General features: G+C 72.6%; 17 protein-coding genes. 10 read left to right on the top strand and 7 right to left on the bottom strand.

All coding sequences use genetic code 11. The features are described from left to right. Nucleotides 1-68 precede the first annotated feature (68 nt). Nucleotides 69-1322, top strand: a complete 1254-nt coding sequence (locus B9W62_RS29655; protein ID WP_087810021.1) for an MFS transporter — start codon at nucleotides 69-71, stop codon at nucleotides 1320-1322. 62 nt (nucleotides 1323-1384) lie between these two features. Here B9W62_RS29655 and B9W62_RS29650 read toward each other — a convergent pair whose 3' ends face one another. After that, nucleotides 1385-2554, bottom strand: a complete 1170-nt coding sequence (locus B9W62_RS29650; RefSeq protein WP_087810020.1) for a hypothetical protein — start codon at nucleotides 2552-2554, stop codon at nucleotides 1385-1387. Then, the gene (locus tag B9W62_RS29645; protein WP_087810019.1) at nucleotides 2551-3501 is read right to left on the bottom strand and encodes a 5-dehydro-4-deoxyglucarate dehydratase; all 951 of its coding nucleotides are present in this window, start codon (nucleotides 3499-3501) and stop codon (nucleotides 2551-2553) included. Before B9W62_RS29645 ends, B9W62_RS29650 begins: the two co-directional genes overlap by 4 nt. 206 nt (nucleotides 3502-3707) lie before the next feature. On the opposite strand from B9W62_RS29645, the gene B9W62_RS29640 reads away from it, so the two are divergent. The 8 genes from B9W62_RS29640 (at nucleotide 3708) to B9W62_RS29605 (ending at nucleotide 11495) form a co-directional block, all read left to right on the top strand. After that, complete coding sequence (locus B9W62_RS29640; protein WP_087810018.1) at nucleotides 3708-4517, top strand: NAD-dependent epimerase/dehydratase family protein; 810 nt, start codon at nucleotides 3708-3710, stop codon at nucleotides 4515-4517. A gap of 283 nt (nucleotides 4518-4800) precedes the next feature. Continuing rightward, on the top strand, nucleotides 4801-5577 hold the full coding sequence (locus B9W62_RS29635) for a DeoR/GlpR family DNA-binding transcription regulator (protein WP_087812163.1): 777 nt from the start codon (nucleotides 4801-4803) through the stop codon (nucleotides 5575-5577). A gap of 91 nt (nucleotides 5578-5668) precedes the next feature. Further along, on the top strand, nucleotides 5669-7039 hold the full coding sequence (locus B9W62_RS29630) for an ABC transporter substrate-binding protein (RefSeq protein WP_087810017.1): 1371 nt from the start codon (nucleotides 5669-5671) through the stop codon (nucleotides 7037-7039). After that, complete coding sequence (locus B9W62_RS29625) at nucleotides 7036-7980, top strand: carbohydrate ABC transporter permease (protein WP_087810016.1); 945 nt, start codon at nucleotides 7036-7038, stop codon at nucleotides 7978-7980. The genes B9W62_RS29630 and B9W62_RS29625 overlap by 4 nt, the downstream gene beginning before the upstream one ends. Continuing rightward, a complete protein-coding gene (locus B9W62_RS29620; protein ID WP_011028038.1) occupies nucleotides 7977-8855 on the top strand; it encodes a carbohydrate ABC transporter permease in 879 nt (292 codons plus the stop codon). Before B9W62_RS29625 ends, B9W62_RS29620 begins: the two co-directional genes overlap by 4 nt. Next, nucleotides 8852-9841 carry a zinc-dependent alcohol dehydrogenase family protein gene (locus B9W62_RS29615; RefSeq protein WP_003976918.1) on the top strand — a complete coding sequence of 330 codons (990 nt, stop codon included), beginning with the start codon at nucleotides 8852-8854 and terminating at the stop codon, nucleotides 9839-9841. The genes B9W62_RS29620 and B9W62_RS29615 overlap by 4 nt, the downstream gene beginning before the upstream one ends. A gap of 150 nt (nucleotides 9842-9991) precedes the next feature. Then, nucleotides 9992-10213: a hypothetical protein gene (locus B9W62_RS29610; RefSeq protein WP_087810015.1), complete on the top strand. Its 222-nt coding sequence runs from the start codon at nucleotides 9992-9994 to the stop codon at nucleotides 10211-10213. A gap of 85 nt (nucleotides 10214-10298) precedes the next feature. Continuing rightward, complete coding sequence (locus B9W62_RS29605) at nucleotides 10299-11495, top strand: TerD family protein (RefSeq protein WP_087810014.1); 1197 nt, start codon at nucleotides 10299-10301, stop codon at nucleotides 11493-11495. Nucleotides 11496-11536: 41 nt separating this feature from the next. On the opposite strand, the gene B9W62_RS29600 is transcribed toward B9W62_RS29605, so the two are convergent. The 4 genes from B9W62_RS29600 to B9W62_RS29585 form a co-directional block, all read right to left on the bottom strand. Beyond that, complete coding sequence (locus tag B9W62_RS29600) at nucleotides 11537-12115, bottom strand: TetR/AcrR family transcriptional regulator (protein WP_179235732.1); 579 nt, start codon at nucleotides 12113-12115, stop codon at nucleotides 11537-11539. Nucleotides 12116-12152: 37 nt separating this feature from the next. After that, entirely contained in the window at nucleotides 12153-13754 is a 1602-nt protein-coding gene (locus B9W62_RS29595; protein ID WP_087810012.1) for a TROVE domain-containing protein, read from the bottom strand. 498 nt (nucleotides 13755-14252) lie between these two features. Further along, nucleotides 14253-15728, bottom strand: coding sequence for a PhoX family protein (locus tag B9W62_RS29590; RefSeq protein ID WP_087810011.1), 1476 nt, complete (start codon nucleotides 15726-15728; stop codon nucleotides 14253-14255). Nucleotides 15729-15975: 247 nt separating this feature from the next. Continuing rightward, complete coding sequence (locus tag B9W62_RS29585) at nucleotides 15976-17403, bottom strand: hypothetical protein (protein WP_087810010.1); 1428 nt, start codon at nucleotides 17401-17403, stop codon at nucleotides 15976-15978. A 217-nt stretch (nucleotides 17404-17620) separates the two neighbouring features. Between B9W62_RS29585 and B9W62_RS29580 the strand changes: the two genes are divergently transcribed. Continuing rightward, complete coding sequence (locus B9W62_RS29580) at nucleotides 17621-19462, top strand: endonuclease/exonuclease/phosphatase family protein (RefSeq protein WP_087810009.1); 1842 nt, start codon at nucleotides 17621-17623, stop codon at nucleotides 19460-19462. A 31-nt stretch (nucleotides 19463-19493) separates the two neighbouring features. On the opposite strand, the gene B9W62_RS29575 is transcribed toward B9W62_RS29580, so the two are convergent. Continuing rightward, a complete protein-coding gene (locus tag B9W62_RS29575) occupies nucleotides 19494-20201 on the bottom strand; it encodes an antibiotic biosynthesis monooxygenase (RefSeq protein ID WP_087810008.1) in 708 nt (235 codons plus the stop codon). Nucleotides 20202-20318: the final 117 nt, after the last annotated feature.

The following is a 20318-nucleotide window of genomic DNA, read 5'->3' as shown; positions in this document are numbered from 1 at the left end:
GCCGAAGCCCTCGCCTACGGCATCTGCCCGATGCCGGTCGTCGCGCCTTAGGCCCACGATGACCAGGCATGACGACGAGAACGACGGACACGGGGAAGACGGGGCGCGGCACCTGGCCCCTGGCCCGGGTCCTGCGCGACCGCAACGCGGGCCTGTATCTGGCCGGGGTGGTGGTGTCCGGTTTCGGCAGCTCGGCGCTCGGCCTGGCGGCGGGCGTGTGGGTGAAGGACCTCACCGGCTCGGACGGCCTGGCGGCCCTGTGCCTGCTCGCGCTCTGGGCTCCCACCCTGGCCGGGCCCGCGCTCGGTACGATCGCCGACCGGGTCCGCCGCAAGCCGCTGCTGCTCGCCGCGAACCTGCTGCCGGCCGGTCTCCTGCTCACCCTCTTCGCGGTCGACTCGCCGGGCGCCCTGTGGCTGCTGTTCGCGGTGCTGTTCCTGTACGGCGTGGCCGGTGTCGTCCAGGACGCGGCGGAGTCGGCGCTGGTGGCCGCCGCCGTCGATCCCGGCCTGCTCGGCGACTTCAACGGGCTGCGGATGACCGCCAACGAGGGCATGAAGCTGGTCGCCCCCCTCGCCGGTGCGGGACTCTACGCGGCGTACGGCGGCCCGAGCGTGGCGGCACTGGACGCGGTGACGTTCGTGCTGGCCACGGGGCTGTACGCGGCCCTGCGGGTGCGGGAGGCGGCACCGGAGCCACCGCCGGTGAACTGGCGGCGGCAGACGGCACAGGGCGCCCGCTTCCTCTGGGGGCATCCCGGGCTGCGCCCGCTGGTCCTCGCGGGCGGGGTGACGATGCTGTGCGCGGGCGTCGGCGGCGCCACGCTGTACGCCGTCGTCGACAACCTGGGCCGCTCCCCCGCCTACGCCGGTGTCCTGTACGCCGTCCAGGGCGCCGGTTCGGTGGTGGTCGGGATCATCTCCGGGCCCGCCCTGCGCCGCCTGGGCCCGCGCCGGTTCGGGGCGGCCGGGATCGCGCTGTTCGCGGTGGCGGTGGCGGTACGGGCGGTCCCGTCCGACGCGGTCGTCTGGGCGTCCAGTGCGGCGGTCGGCCTGGGTCTGCCGACGGTGCTGATCGCCGCGCTGACCGCCGTGCAGCGCGAGACGCCGGGGCCGCTGCTGGGGCGGGTCTCGGCGACGGCCAACTCCCTGGTCTTCGCCCCGAACGTGCTCGGGCTGGCCGCGGGTGCGGCCCTGGTGGAGACGGTCGGCCTGTGGCTGCTGCTGCCGGCCCTGGGCGCGGTGCTGCTGGCGACGGCGACGGCGCTGGCCCGGCGTCCGCGCGCGGGGGTCCTTTCGGGCACGCGCACGGAACGCCTTTGAGACGGGCGCGGGGAGCCGCGCGGCCGGCCCCCGCCCACCGGCGCGGGACCACGCGCCCCCGCTCAGCCCACCCGCAGCCCCGCCCGCACCGCCTCCAGATCCCCGTCCGAGGCCAACCCCGCGTGGTACAGCCGCAGTTCCGTCGCCCCCAGGTCCCGCGCGCGGGCCGCGTCGGCCGCGAGGGTGCGGGGGCTGCCGCCCATGCCGGAGACCACGGTGAGGTTGGCGGCGAGGACGGTGTCGTCACCTGCCTGTTCGGCGAACGGCGTCAGCAGGCCCGCCCCGCCCGTGCAGGGCACGACCACGCCGTCCGCGACGGCGAGGATGTGCGCGGGGTCCACGCCGGCGTTGGCGCCGCAGTGGTAGGACACCGGGTCGGCGTGCAGCAGGATCCGGAAGCCGTCGGGCGCGGCGGCGCGGACCGACGAGACCGCCGCCTCCTGGAGGGTGCGAGCCCGGTCGTCCCGCCACGCGCGCGTGGCGTTCGCGGACGCCGCGCCGAGGAGCTTCTCGACGCCCGCCCAGCCCCCGTCCGAGGGCACCGCGCCCCGCCACACCGGCTCCAGGGCGGTGCGTACGGCGGCGGCCAGTTCGTCGGCGTCGAGGCCCTGGGCCCCATAGCCCGCGCGGCAGTCGGGGCAGAAGCACAGCGACATGAGGTACTGCCCGGCGTCGCCGAGGGGCACCCCGCCGGTCTTGTCGTGGGCGTGCAGGTGGGCGAGGCCGTACCAGCCGAGGGACTCCAGTTCCGTGCCGCGCGCGCCGGGCCGCACCGCCGCCTCGGCGGCCAGGTCGGTGAGGTACGCGCGCGTGGCGGGCTGCGCGATGCACGGCGCCCAGGGGTAGCGGTCGCCGTAGGCGTTGACGACGCAGGTGTGCGGGTGCTCGGCGCCGAGGCGGGAGTTGTGGGCGAGGACGACCCAGGTGTGCACCGGCAGGCCCGCGTCCGCGAGGGCGGCGGCGGCCTCGCCGTACGCGTCGCCTGGCGCCCAGTCGCCGGACTCGTACGGGCGCAGTGCGCGGCCCTGCCAGCGGGCGCCGTCCGGCGGGTAGAGGACGGCGGCGTGCTCGGCGGTGACGACGCGGTGGCGCGGGTGGCGCGGGGTCAGGGCGCGGGTGGAGTGGTAGGCGGCGGCGAGCGTCACCTGCGCCACGCCGAGGTCCGCGATGCGCGCGGGAGCTGCCGGGTCGCCGTTGACGTCCCAGGGGTAGACGAACGCGGACGCCTTCACCGGTCCCCCTCCGGGTCGAGCAGCGCCTGGCCGCGCTCGACGATCTGCGCGAGCTGCTTGACGTGGTCCTCGGTCGGCTCCTGCAACGGCGTCCGCACCTCCCCCACGTCCAGCCCCCGCAGCCGTACGCCTGCCTTGACCAGGGCCACGGCGTATCCGCGGCCCCGGGCGCGCAATTCGACGAACGGCCGGTAGAAGCCGTCCAGCAGTCGGTGCGCGGTGGTGTCGTCGCCCTCGCGCACGGCTCGGTGGAAGGCGAGGGCGATCTCGGGGGCGAAGCAGAACACGGCGGACGAGTAGAGGGTGACGCCGAGCGCGCGGTAGGCGAGTTGGGTCTGCTCGGCGGTCGGGAGTCCGTTGAAGTACAGGAACTCCTCGCCGGGCAACTCCGTGCGCACCGCGCTGACGGTCCGCTGCATGAGGTCGAGGTCGCCGAGCCCGTCCTTGAGGCCGACGATGCCGTCCGTGCGGGCCAGTTCGACGACGCTGGACGGGGTGAACACGGCGTTGTCGCGCTGGTAGACGATCACGGGCAGCGCGGTCGCGGCCGCCACCTCCCGGTAGTGCCGCACCAGTCCCTCCTGACCGGCGACCACCAGGTAGGGCGGCATGGCGAGCAGCCCGTCGGCCCCGGCCTCCTCGGCGAGGCGGGCGTAGCGCACGGCGAGGGCGGTGCCGTAGCCCGCACCCGCGAGGACGGGCACCCGGCCCGCGCTCTCCTCGACGGCCGCACGGACGCAGGCCGCGAACTCCTCGGGCGTCAGGGCGTGGAACTCGCCGGTGCCGCAGCAGGCGAAGACGGCGGCGGCGCCCGCCTCGATGCCGCGGCGCACATGGGTGCGGTAGACGTCCAGGTCGAGTCCGCCGTCGGGTCCGAACGCCGTGACGGGGAAGAACAGCGGCCCGCTGGGCACGGTGAGCCGGGTGGCGAGAGGGGCTGAGGTCACGGGCGCTCCCCATTCCATATCTATGACCTGCGTCTACATTTCTGAACGCGACCACGCTAAGCCGCCCCGCGAACACCGTCAAGCAGACGCCCTCTTGACGCGTGACCACCGGCTCCTTAGCGTGTCCACACATCTGAACGTGAGGCACACACCGGCACGCCTGCGCACGCCTGCCGCTTCCACAGACCGATCTAGGAGTCCCGAGGATGCCCGCTCCCCGCACCGTTCTGCTCACCGGCGCCGCCGGCGGCCTCGGCACCCTGATGCGGGAACTGCTCCCCGGCCACGGCTACCGGCTGCGCCTGCTCGACCTGCGCCCGATCGAGGGCGAGCCGGACGCGATCACCGCCGACCTCGCCGACCGGGACGCCCTGCGCGAGGCGGTCCGGGGCGTCGACGCGATCATCCACCTCGCGGGCATCTCCCTGGAAGCCCCTTTCGAGAAGATCCTGAAGGCCAACATCGAGGGCACGTACAACCTGTACGAGGCAGCCCGCGAGGAGGGCGTCGGCCGCATCGTCTTCGCCTCCTCCAACCACGCCGTCGGCTACACCCCGCGCCCGCAGGGCGACGACCCCCTCATCCCCGTCGGGACACCGCGCCGCCCCGACACCTTCTACGGCCTGTCCAAGTGCTTCGGCGAGGACCTCGCGCAGCTCTACTGGGACAAGCACGGCATCGAGACCGTCTCCGTCCGCATCGGCTCCTGCTTCCCCGAGCCGACCAGCGTGCGCATGCTCTCGGTGTGGATGAGTCCCGCGGACGGCGCCCGCCTCTTCCACGCCGCGCTCACCGCCGAGGGCGTCGGGCACACCGTCGTCCACGGCTCCTCCGCCAACACCCGCCTGTGGTGGGACCTGACCTCCGCGCGGGCGCTCGGTTACGAACCCCAGGACGACTCCGAGCCGTACGCCGACAAGCTCGTCGCCGAGCAGGGCGACCTCGACCCGGGCGACCCGGCGCACGCCCGTCTCGGCGGCCACTTCGTGACCGACCCGCCGATCTGGCCGTACTGACCGGAAGACGACCACGCGAGACCCCCCGGGGAAGCGGACGGGCACCGAACGGGCCCGTCCGCTTCGGCATGCGGGCATCCGCCCTGCCCGTTCCCACCCCGCCCCGCACTGCGCCCCAGGTCCGAGACGGGCACCCGGCACCGCAAACGGGCACACCCGGGCAGTATCGGGTCCGCAACAGGCCTGGTCAGTGCCGCACGACCGCTGTAGAACTTCCCCCAAGGGCCACGCGGGCCCGAACGGGCAACCACACGGCGACGAGGCGGTGAGGCAGGTGTTCGGCATGAGCACGCAGACACGGACGACGGAAGAACGCCGGCACGAGATCGTGCGGGTCGCCCGCGCCACCGGCTCGGTCGACGTCACCGCGCTCGCCACCGAACTGGGCGTCGCCAAGGAGACCGTACGGCGGGACCTGCGCGCCCTGGAGGACCACGGACTGGTCCGCCGCACCCACGGCGGCGCCTACCCGGTGGAGAGCGCCGGGTTCGAGACCACGCTCGCCTTCCGCGCCACCAGCCACGTGCCCGAGAAGCGCCGGATCGCGGCCGCGGCCGTCGAACTGCTCGGTGACGCCGAGACGGTCTTCGTCGACGAGGGCTTCACCCCCCAGCTCATCGCCGAGGCACTCCCCCGGGACCGGCCGCTGACCGTGGTCACCGCGTCCCTCCCGGTCGCGGGCGCGCTGGCCGAGGCCGGCGACACCTCCGTCCTGCTGCTCGGCGGCCGCGTCCGCTCGGGCACCCTGGCCACCGTCGACCACTGGACGACGAAGATGCTGGCCGGCTTCGTCATCGACCTGGCGTACATCGGCGCCAACGGCATCTCCCGCGAGCACGGTCTCACCACCCCCGACCCCGCGGTCAGCGAGGTCAAGGCGCAGGCCGTGCGGGCCGCCCGCCGCACGGTGTTCGCCGGCGCGCACACCAAGTTCGGGGCGGTGAGCTTCTGCCGGTTCGCCGAGATCGGCGCCCTGGAGGCCATCGTCACCAGCACGCTGCTGCCCTCGGCCGAGGCCCACCGCTACGCCCTGCTCGGCCCCCAGGTCATCCGCGTCTGACAACCCCTCACCTCCCGTCCCCGGACAGCACACCCACACCTTCCACTGTCTCTTACCTCCCCATACCTCCCCATACGTTCAGGAGCGATCCATGCGAACCCAGAGCCGACGGAGGCCGCGAGCCACACTCGCCATGGCCGCCGCAGGGACGCTACTCGCCCCGCTGCTCACCGGCTGCTGGGTCGGGGCGGGCGGCGCCGGATCCGGCGGCAACGCCATCAACGTCCTCATGGTCAACAACCCGCAGATGGTCGAGTTGCAGAAGCTCACCGCCGACCACTTCACCAAAGAGACCGGCATCAAGGTGAACTTCACCGTCCTGCCGGAGAACGACGTCCGGGACAAGATCAGCCAGGACTTCGCCAACCAGGCCGGCCAGTACGACGCCGCCACCCTCTCCAACTACGAGATACCGATCTACGCCCGCAACGACTGGCTGCACGAGATGGACTCCTACGTCGCCGGGGACCCGGCCTACGACGAGCAGGACATCCTCGGCCCGATGCGCGAGTCCCTCACCGCCGACGACGGCAAGCTCTACGGACAGCCCTTCTACGGCGAGTCCTCCTTCCTGATGTACCGCAAGGACCTGTTCGCCAAGGCGGGCCTGACCATGCCCGAGCACCCCACCTGGACCCAGGTGGCCTCCTTCGCCGAGAAGCTCGACGGGTCCGAGCCCGGCATGAAGGGCATCTGCCTGCGCGGGCTGCCCGGCTGGGGGGAGCTGATGGCACCCCTGACGACGGTCGTGAACACCTTCGGCGGCACCTGGTTCGACCAGGACTGGCAGGCCCGGCTCGACTCCCCCGAGTGGGAGAAGGCGACGAAGTTCTACGTCGACCTGGTCCGCGAGCACGGCGAGTCCGGCGCCGCCCAGTCCGGCTTCGCCGAGTGCCTGAACAACATGACGCAGGGCAAGGTCGCCATGTGGTACGACGCCACCTCCGCGGCCGGCTCCCTGGACGCCGCCAAGTCCCCCGTCAAGGGCAAGGTCGGCTACGCGCCCGCCCCGGTGGAGAAGACGGACTCCTCCGGCTGGCTCTACACCTGGGCCTGGGGCATCCAGAAGGCCTCGCGCAACGCCGACAAGGCCTGGAAGTTCGTCTCCTGGGCGTCCAGCAAGGAGTACGAGCAGCTGGTCGGCGACGAGATCGGCTGGTCCAACATCCCGGCCGGCAAGCGCGCCTCGACGTACCAGAACCCGGCCTACGTCAAGGAGGCCGCCGCCTTCCAGGAGATGACCAGGAAGGCCATCGAGGGCGCCAAGCCCAAGGACCCCGGCGTGCAGCCCCGGCCCGCGCCCGGCATCCAGTTCGTCGGCATCCCCGAGTTCACCGACCTCGGCACCAAGGTCTCGCAGGAGATCAGCGCGGCCATCGCCGGACGCCAGTCCGTCGAGGAGGCCCTGAAGAAGTCCCAGCAGCTCGCCGAGCAGATCTCCGAGGAGTACGAGGGACGATGACCGCCACGACCACGGCCCCCTCGGCCGCACCCGAGAACACCCGCCCCACCGTCCGCCCGCCGTCCAACCGGCTGCGCGCCTGGGCCACCCGCGCCCCGCTCCTGCCCGCCCTGATCTTCATGATCGTGGTCACCCAGCTGCCCTTCGTGGCGACCCTGGTGATCTCCTTCTTCGACTGGAACGCCCTCTACCCGGACGCCCGCAGCTTCACCGGCTTCGCCAACTACGGCGACGTCCTCAGCGACCCGGCCCTGCGCAAGTCGGTGTGGACGACGATCCTGCTCACCGTGGCGGTCGTCCTGGTCAGCCTGGTCCTCGGCCTGGCCCTCGCCCTGCTCCTGGACCGTAGGTTCAAGGGCCGCGGTGTGGTCCGCACCCTCCTGATCGCCCCGTTCCTGGTGGTCCCGGTGGCGGCCGCCCTGCTGTGGAAGCACGTCCTCTACAACCCCGAGTACGGCCTGCTCAACGGTCTGCTGCACTACGTCGGCGGACCCCAGCCGGACTGGATCTCCAACACCCCGCTGCTCGCGGTCGAGGCCTCACTGGTGTGGCAGTGGACGCCGTTCATGATGCTCATCCTGCTGGCCGGACTACAGAGCCGGGACCAGCAGCAGATCGAGGCCGCCCGGGTGGACGGCGCGGGCGACTGGCAGATCTTCGTCCACCTCACCCTGCCCCACCTGCGCCGCTACCTCGAACTCGGCGCCCTGCTCGGCTCGATCTACATCGTCCAGAACTTCGACGCGGTCTTCACGATCACGTCCGGCGGCCTGGGCACCGCCAACCTGCCCTACACCGTCTACCAGAGCTTCTACCAGGCCCACGAGAACGGCCTCGCCTCGGCCGCGGGCGTCCTGGTCGTCATCGGCTCGATCATCATCGCCACCTTCGCGCTGCGCGTGGTGTCGTCCCTGTTCCGCGAGGAGGTCGGCCGCGCATGAGCGCCACCGCCGTACGCCCCGTCGTCACCGACGCCAAGCCGCCCGTACGCACCCGCCGCAGGGCCGGGGCCGGCCTGGGCCTGGTGGCCTGGCTGGTCGGCATCGTGTTCTTCCTGCCCATCGCCTGGATGGCGCTGACCTCCTTCCACTCGGAGTCGGACGCCGCCACCAACCCGCCCTCCTTCGCGGCGTCGCTGACGCTGGACGGCTACCGCGAGTTCTTCGGCGCGGGCGGCGGCGCCAGCCCCTGGCCCGCCCTGGTCAACTCGGCGGTGGCGTCGATCGCCTCGACCCTCTTCGTCCTGGTCCTGGCCCTGCCCGCCGCCTACGCGCTGTCCATCCGCCCGGTGAAGAAGTGGACGGACGTCCTGTTCTTCTTCCTGTCCACCAAGATGCTGCCGGTGGTGGCGGGCCTGCTGCCGATCTACCTGTTCGCCAAGAACACCGACATGCTGGACAACATCTGGCTGCTGGTCATCCTCTACACCTCGATGAACCTGCCGATCGCGGTCTGGATGATGCAGTCCTTCCTGGCCGAGGTCCCGGTCGCGATCATCGAGGCCGCCCGGGTGGACGGCGCGAAACTGCCCACCATCCTGGTCCGGGTGGTGGCCCCCATCGCCCTGCCCGGCATCGCCGCGACGTCCCTGATCTGCTTCATCTTCAGCTGGAACGAGTTGCTCTTCGCCCGGGTCCTGACGGGTGTGGTCGCCGAGACCGCCCCCGTCTTCCTGACCGGCTTCATCACCAGCCAGGGCCTCTTCCTGGCCAAGGTGTGCGCCGCGTCGCTCGTCATCTCCCTGCCGGTGCTCGCCGCGGGGTTCGCCGCCCAGGACAAACTGGTCCAGGGCCTGTCGTTGGGAGCCGTGAAATGAAGGCCGCCGTCATCGAGTCCGTGGGCCGCGCCGTCGTCACCGAGGTCCCCGACCCGACGCCAGGGCCGCGCGAGGTCGTCGTCGAGGTCGCCGCCTGCGGCCTGTGCGGCACCGACCTGCACATCCTCCAGGGCGAGTTCGCGCCCAAGCTCCCCATCGTGCCGGGCCACGAGTTCGCGGGCGCGGTGGTCGGCGTCGGCGCCCAGGTCACGGAGGTGGCGGTCGGCGACCAGGTGGCCGTCGACCCCTCCCTCTACTGCTACGAGTGCCGCTACTGCCGCACCGGCCACAACAACCTCTGCGAGCGCTGGGCGGCCATCGGCGTGACGACGGCGGGCGGCGCGGCCCAGTACGCGGTGGCGCCGGTCGCGAACTGCGTGAAGCTCCCCGAGCACGTCCGCACCCAGGACGCGGCTCTGATCGAACCGCTCTCCTGCGCCGTCCGCGGCTACGACGTCCTCCAGTCCCGCCTCGGTGCCCACGTCCTGATCTACGGCTCCGGCACGATGGGCCTGATGATGCTGGAGCTGGCCAAGCGCACCGGCGCGGCCAGCGTCGACATGGTCGATCTCAACCCGGCCCGCCTGGAAACGGCCCGCGGCCTCGGCGTCTCGGCCTCGGCCGCGACCCCGGACGAGCTGGACCGGCCCCAGGGCTGGGACCTGGTCATCGACGCCACGGGCAATGCGGCGGCGATCCAGGACGGCCTCGACCGCGTCGCCAAGGCCGGCACCTTCCTCCAGTTCGGCGTCGCCGACTACGCGACCCGCGTCCAGATCGACCCGTACCGCATCTACAACCAGGAGATCACCATCACGGGTTCGATGGCCGTCCTGCACAGCTACGAACGCGCGGCGGAACTGTTCGCGAACGGCGTCCTCGACCCGGACGTCTTCATCAGCGACCGCATCGAACTGGCCCGCTACCCCCAGGCCCTGGAGCAGTTCGCGGCGGGCGTGGGCCGCAAGATCGTGGTCGTGCCGTGACCATCTAGCCCGTCCGGCGTTTGAGGACGAGGCCGTCCAGGCCGAAAGGCGGGGGTCTGGGGGCGGCAGCCCCCAGGGACGGGAAGGGAAGGGGCGGCGGGGGCGAAAACCCATGGGGACGCCGCCCCCACCCCCCGTACGCTCCCCCGCATGCCCAAACCGAACGGCTTCGCCTACACCGCCACCGCATCCGGCACCGTCCACATCACCCACCACAACCACCCCGCCACCACCCTCAACGGCTCCCGAGCCGCCCGCTTCCTCGAAGAGGTCACCGCGGGCGACCCCCAGCTGGTCATGGCCCGCTGGACCGGCAACTACAAGCACGGCAACGAACGCACGGCCCGCAACCACCCCCGAAACCGCCGCTGACCTGGCGCAACGCGCCCCCGACCCGATTGGCCCCCGGGTAAGGGAACGGTAAAACGCCCTCGCTCGTTCACCCGGCATGACAGCTATGACCCCCGGCTCGAACATCCCCCTCTCCGCCGCCCGCGTGACGGTGGACGTCGCCGCGCCCGTGCGGCTCGACGTATCGGGCCTGCTGCTCACCGCCGACGGCAAGGTGCGCTCCGACGACGACTTCATCTTCTACAACCAGCCCACCGGGCAGGGCGTGACCTACCGCTCCGGCGGCGGCAGCGCCCCGGACGCGATCGTGGTGGACACCGCCGCCGTCCCGCCGGGCATCGAGAAGATCGTCGTCACCGCCAGCCCGGACGCCGCCGGCCAGACCTTCCAGGGCATCGAACCGACCGCCACCATCCGCAACGCGGACGACAACTCCGTGCTCGCCAGCTTCACACCCCCGCAGCTCGGCGCCGAGACCGCCCTCGTGATCGTCGAGGTCTACCTGCGCAACGGCGCCTGGAAGGCCCGCGCGGTCGGCCAGGGCTACTCCAACGGGCTGGCCGGCATCGCCACGGACTTCGGCGTCACGGTGGAGGAACCGGCCGCCCCGGCGACCCCGCCGCAGCCCCAGGCGGTCACGCCGCCGCCCCCCGCGGCCGCGCCCACGATGCCCGCCGCTCCGCCCGCCCCGCCCGCCGCACCGCCGGCCCCCGCCCCGGGCACCGGCAAGATCAACCTCGACAAGGGCCGGGTCAGCCTCCAGAAGAACCAGACCGTCTCCCTGGTCAAGGGCGGCCGGCCGGTGCTCTCCCAGGTCAAGATGGGCCTCGGCTGGGAGCCGGCGTACCGCGGCAAGGACATCGACCTGGACGCGTCCGTCATCGCCTACGGTCCGCAGCGCAACCACATCGACAGCTGCTACTTCGGCAAGCTCTCGATCGTGAACGGCGCCATCAAGCACTCCGGCGACAACCTCACCGGCGAGGGCGGCGGCGACGACGAGGTGATCGTCGTGGACCTGGGCCGGCTGCCGCAGGAGGTCAGCGGCCTGGTCTTCACGGTGAACTCCTTCTCGGGCCAGAAGTTCACCGAGGTCGCCAAGGCGTACTGCCGCCTCATCGACGCCGCGAGCGGCGAGGAGCTGGTCCGCTTCGACCTCACCAGCGCCGAGCCGCAGACCGGCGTGATGATGGCGAAGCTGATCCGCCAGTACTCCGGCGAGTGGGAGATGACCGCCATGGGGGACTTCGTCAAGTCCCGCACGGTCCGCGGCATGGTGAAGCCGGCCGCGCAGGCGCTGTAGGCGACCGCGGGAGACCTGGGGGCGCCCGGCCGCGGGCGCCCCTAGACCGGTCCCGGTCCCTGCCCCTGCCCCAGCCCCTCCATGAGCAGCGACAGGTACCGCCGTACGGCCGTGCCGTCCACCTCGTCGGCCGCCTCGGCCGCCGTCACCACGCCGTGCACCAGCCGCAGCACCTCGACCGGCTCCACGTCCCCCCGCAGCGCACCGGCCCCCTGCGCGGCCCGCACCAGCCGGGTCGCCGCACCGCGCACACAGTCGCCGCACGCGGGCACGCCGCCGGTGACGGCCGTACCGAGCAGCGCCTTCAGCCCGCGCACCTGGAGCATGCCGACGGCCAGCTCGTCGAGCCACGCCACGAGCGCCGCCCCGGGCGGCCGGGCGGCCGCGATCACGTCGGCGCGGGCCGCGATCGCCTCCAGCCGCTCCAGGTAGGCGGCCTCCAGCAGCGCCTGCCGCGTCGGGAAGTGCCGGTAGAGGGTGCCGACGCCGACCCCGGCACGCCGGGCGATGTCGTCCAGGGCGGCGCCCTCTCCGTGCTCGGCGAACGCGTCCGCCGCCACCGCCAGCAACCGCTCACGATTCCGACGTGCATCCGCCCGCATGGGCCTGACCTGCGCCACAGCCCCTCCCTGCACAGCGGGCAACCTTCCGGGCACCCTACCGCGCGTGCTCGTCTCGGGCGTCCCAGGGCCAGTCGGCGTCCCGGCCCGCCTCGAGCAGCGGCACCATGCGGAACGCCGCGTCGGAGAGCCCGCCGAAGGTGTGCCGGTTCGCCCGGCCCGACGGACCGTGGCCCGCCCGGTACCCGGCGAGGTTCCAGGTGTAGACGGGCACGTGCGCCGGAACCTGCTCGGTCGGGTCGCCGTGCCGGCTGTACGCGTACTGCTCGTCGGTGACGATCAGCACCCGGTCGTGCTTCTTGTAGTGGCGCCGCACCGCCTCGGTGGTGTCGGTGCCACCGAGGTCGCCGAAACGCTCCAGGACCTTCAGCACCGACTCGCCCTTGCGGTACGTCACGCGGTCGCTCGACGAACCGAACTCGACCAGGTCCGCGTCGGCGGCCCGCAGCGCCAGCGCCGTGCCGAAGACCGCCGCCGCGTCGGCCCGGGTCAGCTCGGAGCGGTCCGACATCCGCGAGAAGAACATCGAGCCCGACCGGTCCACGAGGACCAGCGTGCGGCCGCCCAGCGCGGGCACGTTGGCCAGCGAGTGGCCGAGCGCCCGCTCCAGGGGGTACGACCAGCGCAGCGACGGTGCGTGCCGGTACGCGGCGAGGTAGCGGAAGGGGAACTGCCGCGAGCGCGCCACCTCGGCCGGGTCGCTGATCCGCGCCGCGACCCGGGCGGCGACCTCGTCCGAGACACCGGCCTCGTCGAAGTTCCGCAGGTTGCGCAGGAGCGCCATGACGCCCATGGACGGGATCACCGCTTCCCAGGCGGCCTTGTCCATCGGCCCCTGGAGCCAGCCGGCCAGCATCTCCCACGTGATGCCCGCCGCCGCGAGCCGCTCGGCACCGTCGGATGCCGTGAGGACCGCTCGCCGCTCGGGGACGGGCAGCGCCATCAGCTCGCGGTGCGCGGTCAGGACGCGGTTCGAGGCGGGCGGCACCGCAGTGTCCGGGTTGTGCCGGCGGTCGAGGGCGTACTGGAACAGCGCGCCCTGCCACGGCTTGTCCGGGTCGGGCGCCGCGTGGACCAGGTTGAGGATGTCGCCGAAGCGGTACCCCTTGGACGCGGTGTCGTACTTCAGCAGCGACGTGCCGTGGTAGAGCCGCCGCACGGCGTCGGCGATCCCCCGCTTGACCGGCTTCGGCACGGCGCGGCCGTAGGTCGCGGTCCAGTAGGCGAGCAGCTCACCGGGCTCGTCGGGCCGCCGCAGGACGGAGGCGATCACCTGCCGGTTGGACGGTCCGTCGGTGACGCCGAAGTCGAGGCGGGCCTTGACGTACTCGGCGGCGCCGACGATCGAGGCGGTGCGCAGGTTGCCCTCGCCGCGCAGCCAGCCCAGCAGGCCGGCCGTCCAGGACGGGTCGGAGAGGGCGAGTTCGCGCACCAGCGTGGCGAAGCGGTCGTCGCGGGCGGCGCCGGACTCGTAGAAGGTCTGCTGGGAGACGAAGTTGGCCACCGCGAGCAGGAAGAGCTCGGAGCGCGCGTCGCGCTCGCTGCCCCGGCCGCCCTCGTAGGTGCGCAGCACGCGCCCCGTCGACGTCACGCGCGAGGTGGGCTGCGCCTTCGCGGTCCTGGTGTTGAATCGCGCCATGGTGAATTCCCCCGAATTCTCGAAAGCTCGAAATCTCGAACATTTCCGGAGGGAGACACGGCAGCAGAAGGGTGCCCGAGGTCGGAATCGGCGACGGGACTGTGCGGATGCTCTGCCGAATTGAGCTACACCGACCCGAAGTCGATGACGGGATTCGAACCCGCAACCGTCCGATCAAAGGAAGTATCCGCTGCCTGCGCACCGGGCACCCTTCGACTGCTGGGCCTCCCGAGATCAAGTGGGCAGCGGCATGGGATTCTTTTTGCAGAAGAAGTAGCCGCGGCCCGCGCACCGGGAGGTGCGTGAAGTTGTAGGTGTCCAGAGTTCAGGTCGGCGGAACCGACAAGGTGCTCTAACCCCTGAGCTACACCGGCGTGTTGTGCCGGTGACGGGACTCGAACCCGTGACCGCCCCATTAAGAGTGGAAGTAGGTCCTGCCTTCGCACCTGGACGTTCATCACTCTAAAAGGGCGGCCGTCGCTCGGGCGACCGAATTAATTACCGGCGCTTCTGGCGCTTCCACGGCCCCGTGATCGCCAGCATGATGCCCGGCGTCTGGATGTTGGCGTAGAGGGTCCGGCCGTCGGGCGAGAAGGTGACTCCGGTGAACTCGCTGTACTCGGGGTCGTCCTCGGTGCCCAGGTTCAGTTCGTTGCGGGCGATGGGGTAGGTGCGGCCGCTGTCGGTGGCGCCGAACAGGTGCTGGACGCCGTCGCCGTCCTCGGCGATGACCAGGCCGCCGTACGGGGAGACGGTGATGTTGTCGGGGCCGTCGAAGGCGCCGTCGGCGGACGGGTCGGGGTTGACGCCGAGCAGGACCTTCAGCGTCAGGGTGCGGCGCTTGGGGTCGTAGAACCAGACCTGGCCGTCGTGCGGGCGGCCGGGGCTCTCGTCACGGGCGAAGGAGGAGACGATGTAGGCGCCGCCGTCGGCCCACCACATGCCCTCCAGCTTGCGCGCGCGGGTGACCTCACCGGCGGCGAACTGCTTGCGCACGGAGGTGGTCTTCGCGTCGCGGTCGGGGACGTCGACCCAGTCGACGCCGTAGACGGTGCCGGTCTTCGTGGCGCGGGAGAGGTCGTCGACGAACTTGCCGCCGGAGTCGAAGCACTTGAAGGCCTGGAGGACCCCGGCGTCGTCGGCGAGGGTGCGCAGCCGGCCGCGGCCGTGCCGGAAGTGCTCCGGCGGGGTCCAGCGGTAGAGCAGGCCGTTGGGGCCGGAGGCGTCCTCGGTGAGGTAGGCGTGGCCGCGCCTGGGGTCGATGACGACGGCCTCGTGGGCGTAGCGGCCGAGCGCCTTGATCGGCTGGGGGTCGCGGTTGGCGCGGCGGTCCTCGGGGTCGACCTCGAAGACGTAGCCGTGGTCCTTGGTCATCCCCTCCTCGCCGGCCTTGTCCTCGGTCTCCTCGCAGGTCAGCCAGGTGCCCCACGGGGTGCTGCCGCCCGCGCAGTTGGTGGCGGTGCCGGCGATGCCCACCCACTCGGCGACGTGGCCGCCGCGGCGGACCTCGACGACGGTGCAGCCGCCGGCGGCGGCCGGGTCGTAGACGAGGCCCTCGGTGAGCGGGACGGGGTGCGGCCAGTCGTCGCGGTGGCCGCCGAGTTCGTGGTTGTTGACGAGGAGGGTGGTGCCGCGCGGGCCGTCGAAGGCGGCGGTGCCGTCGTGGTTGGACGGGGTGTACTCGCCGGACTCCAGCTTGGTACGGCCGGAGTAGGTGATGATCTCGTACCGGAAGCCGGCGGGCAGGGCGAGGATGCCGTCCGGGTCGGGGAGCAGCGGCCCGTAGCCGACCCCGCCGTGGTGGGGACCGTGATCGTGGTCGTGGCCGCGTCCGTGCTCCTCCCCCACGCTGTCGGTGTCCGTGGACGCGAGGGCGTTGGGGGCGGTGGCGAGGGCGCCGACGCTGCCCGCCAGCACGACCCCGGCGCCGGTGAGCGCGGAGCGGCTGGCGAAGTCCCTGCGGGTGAGCGACATGGTGTCTCCTGTGACGGTGGGCGAGCCGTGGAGGGTGGCGGACCTCGATCCGGCGTCACGGTTCCGCCCGCGCCTGAACGGGGATCCCGCCGGTGCCTGAACGGAAGCTGAACTGGCGGCTACCTCTCCCGCCCGCGGGCCGCCCGCGGCACCCCGGACGCCGCTCGGCCGCCGCCCCCGCCCCGTACGCCGCTCGGCCGCCGCCCCCGCCCCGTACGGCCGACGGCGTACGCCGCCGTGCGCCCGCTCAGCCGCCCTGCTGGGAGCGTGCCTTGAACGCCGCCTTGCGGGCCTCCTTGGCCACCTTCTTGTCCGGGTGCAGCCGCCCCATGGCCTCCAGGACGTCCGGCGTGGCCGGGTGCTCGACCCGCCAGACCGTGTCGAAGAACCCGCTGTGCTGGCGGGCGAGGCCCTCCACCAGGGCGCGCAGTTCCTCGGAGTTGCCCTCGGCGGCGAGCTGGGCGGCGACGGTGTCGATGGTCAGCCAGAAGACCATCTCCTGGGGCGGTGCGGGCACGTCCCGCGCCCCGTGCTCGGTGAGCCACACCCGGGCGAGGCCGCCCAGTTCGGCGTCGTCGAGGACCTCCCGCAGCGCGGGCTCGGCCTCCGCGCCGACGAGGGAGAGCGCCTGCTGGCAGCGCAGTCGGCGCAGCGGTGCGCCGGGGTCCGAACCGCGGGCCGCGGCGAGCAGTTCGCGGGCGGCGTCGAGGGGGCTCCGCCCGGCCAGCCACAGCTCGGTCTCGGCGTGGGCCGCGGCCGGCGGGAAGGGCGCGGTGCCGTCGAGGAGCGCGTCGGCGCCCTTGTCGGCGAGGTCGCCGACGGCGGGGGCCTCGAAGCCGGCGTCCAGGAGCCGGGCGCGCAGTCCGTACAGTCCGAGCGGGGTGAGCCGCACCATGCCGTAGCGCGTGACGTCGGCCTCGTCGACGGGGGCGGCGGGCTCCTCGTCGGCGTCGGCCATGAGCGCCTCGTCGACCGGCTGGTACGCGACGAGGCCGACCGGTTCGAGGAGCCGGAACTGGTCGTCCAGGCGCATCATGGCGTCCGACACCTGTTCCAGGACCTCGTTGCTGGGCTCGCCCATGTCGCTGGGCACGATCACGGAGGCGGCGAGCGCGGGCAGCGGCACCGGGGCGTCGCCGGGGCCGTCCTCGCCGACGGTGAGCAGGTAGAGGTTGCCGAGCACGCCGTCGAGGAACTCGGACTCGGCGTCGGGGTCCCAGTCGAGGGAGGAGAGGTCGACCTCGCCGCCCTCGGCCATCGCGTCGACCAGGTCGTCGAGGTCGGGGACGCTCGCGTCGGCGAGTACCGCTTCCAGGGCGGTGAGCCACACCCCGAGCACGTCCTGGGGGGAACCGCCGGTGAGCAGGGCGAGGTCCTCGCCCGCGGCCACGGTGCCCGCCTCCTCGTCGGTGATCTCGACGAGCCCGGTGTCCACGGCGATCCGCCAGGCCTCGCTGGCGTAGGCGGCGGCGTCGTCCCCGCTCAGCCCGAGCTGCTCGGCCGCCGCCGGCAGCTGCTCCTCGACGAGTCCGCCTCCGGCGTCGACGCGGGTGCCGGGACCGGCCCAGCGGGCCAGCCGCGCGGCCCGGGCGAGGACCGGCGCGGACAGCGCGTCGCGGGCCAGCTCCGCTTCGGGGCGCAGCCGTGCGGGCGGCAGGGTGGAGCTGTCTGACATCGGATGTTTCTCCTCGCGCGCCTCTCGACCGCCGTACGGCCGCGTGGGGACCGGGTACGGCTCAACGGCTCAGCCTAGACGGGTTTCCACCCATGCCGCCCGGTTCATCTCCCCGACGGGTGGTGTACATGGCCGAAACCTTGACAACTGGCCGGACCAAGCAGGAGATTGACGCGCGTAGAGTCCCCGCGCCACGTCACATCCCCGGAGGGATCCGTTGGCCAGCAAGTCCTCCGCGCGCCTCGCCGCGCTCACCGTCGCCGCCGTCTGCTCGGCGGCGTCCACCGTCGCCCTCACCGTGCCCGCGCACGCCGGTCCGGCATCGGCCGGCCCCGTGCACGTGCACGACATCCAGGGCAGCACCAGGCTGTCCCCGTACGCCGGCCGGCAGGTCACGGACGTGGCCGGAATCGTCACCGGCGTCCGCGGCTACGGCTCCTCCAAGGGCTTCTGGATGCAGGACCCGCAGCCGGACGCGGACCCGGCCACCAGCGAGGGCGTCTTCGTCTTCACGAGCAGGGCCCCCGAGGTCGCCGTCGGTGACGCGGTCACCGTCTCCGGCACGGTCTCGGAGTACGTCCCCGGCGGCACCTCCTCGGGGAACCAGTCGCTGACCGAGATCACCCGCCCGACGGTCACCGTCGTCTCCGGCGGCAACGCCCTTCCGGCCGCGACGACCGTCTCCGCCCGCTCCGTGCCCCGCGCGTACGCCCCCGAGGGCGACGCGGCGGCCGACGGCTCGGTCGACGGCCTGACCCTGCGGCCGAGGACGTACGCCCTGGACTACTACGAGTCCCTGGAGGGCATGACCGTCCGGGTCGCCGACGCCCGCGTGGTCGGCGCCTCGGACCCGTACACCGAGCTGTGGGTCACAGTGAAGCCCGGGGAGAACCCGAACCGCCGCGGCGGCACGGTGTACGGCTCCTACGACGACCAGAACACCGGCCGGCTCCAGATCCAGTCGCTGGGCAAGCCGGCCGACTTCCCTGCCGCCGACGTGGGCGACACGCTCGCCGGCACCACCGCCGGACCGCTGGACTACAACCAGTACGGCGGTTACACGCTGGTCGCGAGCGAGATCGGCGCCCTGGAGAGCGGCGGCACGGAGCGCGAGTCGACGCGTCGGCAAAGCTCCCGCGAGCTGGCCGTCGCGACGTACAACGTCGAGAACCTCGACCCGTCGGACGACACCTTCAGCGCGCACGCGGAAACGATCGTGCACCACCTGAAGTCGCCCGACATCGTGTCGCTGGAGGAGATCCAGGACAACAACGGCGCCACGGACGACGGCACGGTGGCGGCCGACGCGACGGTCGGCAAGCTGATCGACGCCGTCGTCGCGGCCGGCGGCCCGCGCTACGAGTGGCGGGGCGTCGACCCGCTGGACAAGGCGGACGGCGGCGAGCCCGGCGGCAACATCCGGCAGGCCTTCCTGTTCAACCCGGAGCGGGTCTCCTTCACCGACCGCGCCGGCGGCGACGCCACCACGGCGACCGGGGTGCGGAAGGTGCGCGGCAAGGCGGCGCTAACCCTCTCCCCCGGCCGGGTGGACCCGGCGAACGAGGCCTGGGCGGACAGCCGCAAGCCGCTGGCGGGCGAGTTCGTCTTCCGCGGCCGGACGGTCTTCGTCGTCGCCAACCACTTCAACTCCAAGGGCGGCGACCAGGGTCTGACGGCGCGGTACCAGCCGCCGTCGCGCAGCTCGGAGACCCAGCGCCACGCCCAGGCGAAGGTGGTGAACACCTTCGTCAAGGAGATCCTGGCCGCCCAAAAGAACGCGGACGTCGTCGCACTCGGCGACATCAACGACTTCGAGTTCTCCGAGACCGCCCGCATCCTGGAGGACGACGGCGCCCTGTGGTCGGCGGTGAAGTCGCTGCCGAGGAGCGAGCGCTACTCGTACGTCTACCAGGGCAACAGCCAGGTCCTGGACCAGATCCTGGTCAGCCCGTCGGTGCGCCGCGCCGGACAGCTGTCCTACGACAGCGTGCACGTCAACGCCGAGTTCCACGACCAGATCAGCGACCACGACCCCCAGGTGCTGCGGTTCCGTCCGTAACCGGGCGGCGGTGGGGGCGGGTTCGGCGGCTTCAGCGGGGCACGAGGCCCAGCACGTGGTCGTAGCGGCTGACCGTGCTGCTCTTCAGGCCCGGCCAGGTCTGCACCCGCTCCCACTGAGGTGCCGAAGAGCCGACACCGTCCCCGGGCGCGGCGAGGGCGTCGCGGTGGGCCTGGGCGCTCTCCCACTCGGCGTAGTTGAGGACGCGGGTGCCGTCGGTGCTGAGGTGGAAGTGGGCGGAGATGCCGCCGGGGCGCGGGCTCGGCTCGCTCTCCAGGGCCTCGAAGACGGCGTCGACCCAGGCGCGCTGACGGTCGGGGTCGGGTCCCTCGAACTCGATGTCGACGATCACGATGCAGCCGGGGACGACGGCGGCCGCCGGGTCCTCGGGCCGCGTGCTGCGGTAGCGGCGGTACCTGCCGAGGCCCAGCCGTTCGATGCCCGGCACGGCGGTGTCGATCTCGTCGACGCGCTCCTGCCGGTGGGTCTTGACGAAGGCTTCGTACGCCTGCTCGCTCGCCCACTGGGAGTGGTGCAGCAGTGTGCTGCCGTCGTGCCCGGTGTAGACGTGGTAGCCGCGCAGGTCGTCGGCAGGCCAGGGCCGGCTCTCCCAGGTACGGGCGATGGCGTCGACGGTCTGCCGCTGCCGCTCGGGCGTGCCGACCCGCCAGGTGCTGAAGAAGGGCGCCAGGGCGTCGGGGCGGGCCAGGTCGGGGTGGGCGTCGGTGCGGCGGGTCATGCCGGCCTCCAGTGATCGGTTTCCGTCGAGTGCACGCACCACCCTCCGACCTCGACCAAGGTTGAGGTCAAGCCCCTTTTGGTTGCCGGTGGAACGCATGCGGCGAGGGGCCCCTTC

The organism is Streptomyces sp. CS113, assembly GCF_002188365.1.
Taxonomy (GTDB): domain Bacteria; phylum Actinomycetota; class Actinomycetes; order Streptomycetales; family Streptomycetaceae; genus Streptomyces; species Streptomyces tendae.
Note: the sequence above shows the minus strand (reverse complement) of the source record. Positions and strands in the feature narration are given on the sequence as shown.

What these genes read in the sequence shown, in the direction of transcription:
- B9W62_RS29655 (WP_087810021.1), top strand. Translation starts at nt 69, where the DNA reads ATGACGACGAGAACGACGGACACGGGGAAGACGGGGCGCGGCACCTGG.
- B9W62_RS29640 (WP_087810018.1), top strand. Translation starts at nt 3,708, where the DNA reads ATGCCCGCTCCCCGCACCGTTCTGCTCACCGGCGCCGCCGGCGGCCTC.
- B9W62_RS29635 (WP_087812163.1), top strand. Translation starts at nt 4,801, where the DNA reads ATGAGCACGCAGACACGGACGACGGAAGAACGCCGGCACGAGATCGTG.
- B9W62_RS29630 (WP_087810017.1), top strand. Translation starts at nt 5,669, where the DNA reads ATGCGAACCCAGAGCCGACGGAGGCCGCGAGCCACACTCGCCATGGCC.
- B9W62_RS29625 (WP_087810016.1), top strand. Translation starts at nt 7,036, where the DNA reads ATGACCGCCACGACCACGGCCCCCTCGGCCGCACCCGAGAACACCCGC.
- B9W62_RS29620 (WP_011028038.1), top strand. Translation starts at nt 7,977, where the DNA reads ATGAGCGCCACCGCCGTACGCCCCGTCGTCACCGACGCCAAGCCGCCC.
- B9W62_RS29615 (WP_003976918.1), top strand. Translation starts at nt 8,852, where the DNA reads ATGAAGGCCGCCGTCATCGAGTCCGTGGGCCGCGCCGTCGTCACCGAG.
- B9W62_RS29610 (WP_087810015.1), top strand. Translation starts at nt 9,992, where the DNA reads ATGCCCAAACCGAACGGCTTCGCCTACACCGCCACCGCATCCGGCACC.
- B9W62_RS29605 (WP_087810014.1), top strand. Translation starts at nt 10,299, where the DNA reads ATGACCCCCGGCTCGAACATCCCCCTCTCCGCCGCCCGCGTGACGGTG.
- B9W62_RS29595 (WP_087810012.1), bottom strand. Translation starts at nt 13,754, where the DNA reads ATGGCGCGATTCAACACCAGGACCGCGAAGGCGCAGCCCACCTCGCGC.
- B9W62_RS29590 (WP_087810011.1), bottom strand. Translation starts at nt 15,728, where the DNA reads ATGTCGCTCACCCGCAGGGACTTCGCCAGCCGCTCCGCGCTCACCGGC.
- B9W62_RS29585 (WP_087810010.1), bottom strand. Translation starts at nt 17,403, where the DNA reads ATGTCAGACAGCTCCACCCTGCCGCCCGCACGGCTGCGCCCCGAAGCG.
- B9W62_RS29575 (WP_087810008.1), bottom strand. Translation starts at nt 20,201, where the DNA reads ATGACCCGCCGCACCGACGCCCACCCCGACCTGGCCCGCCCCGACGCC.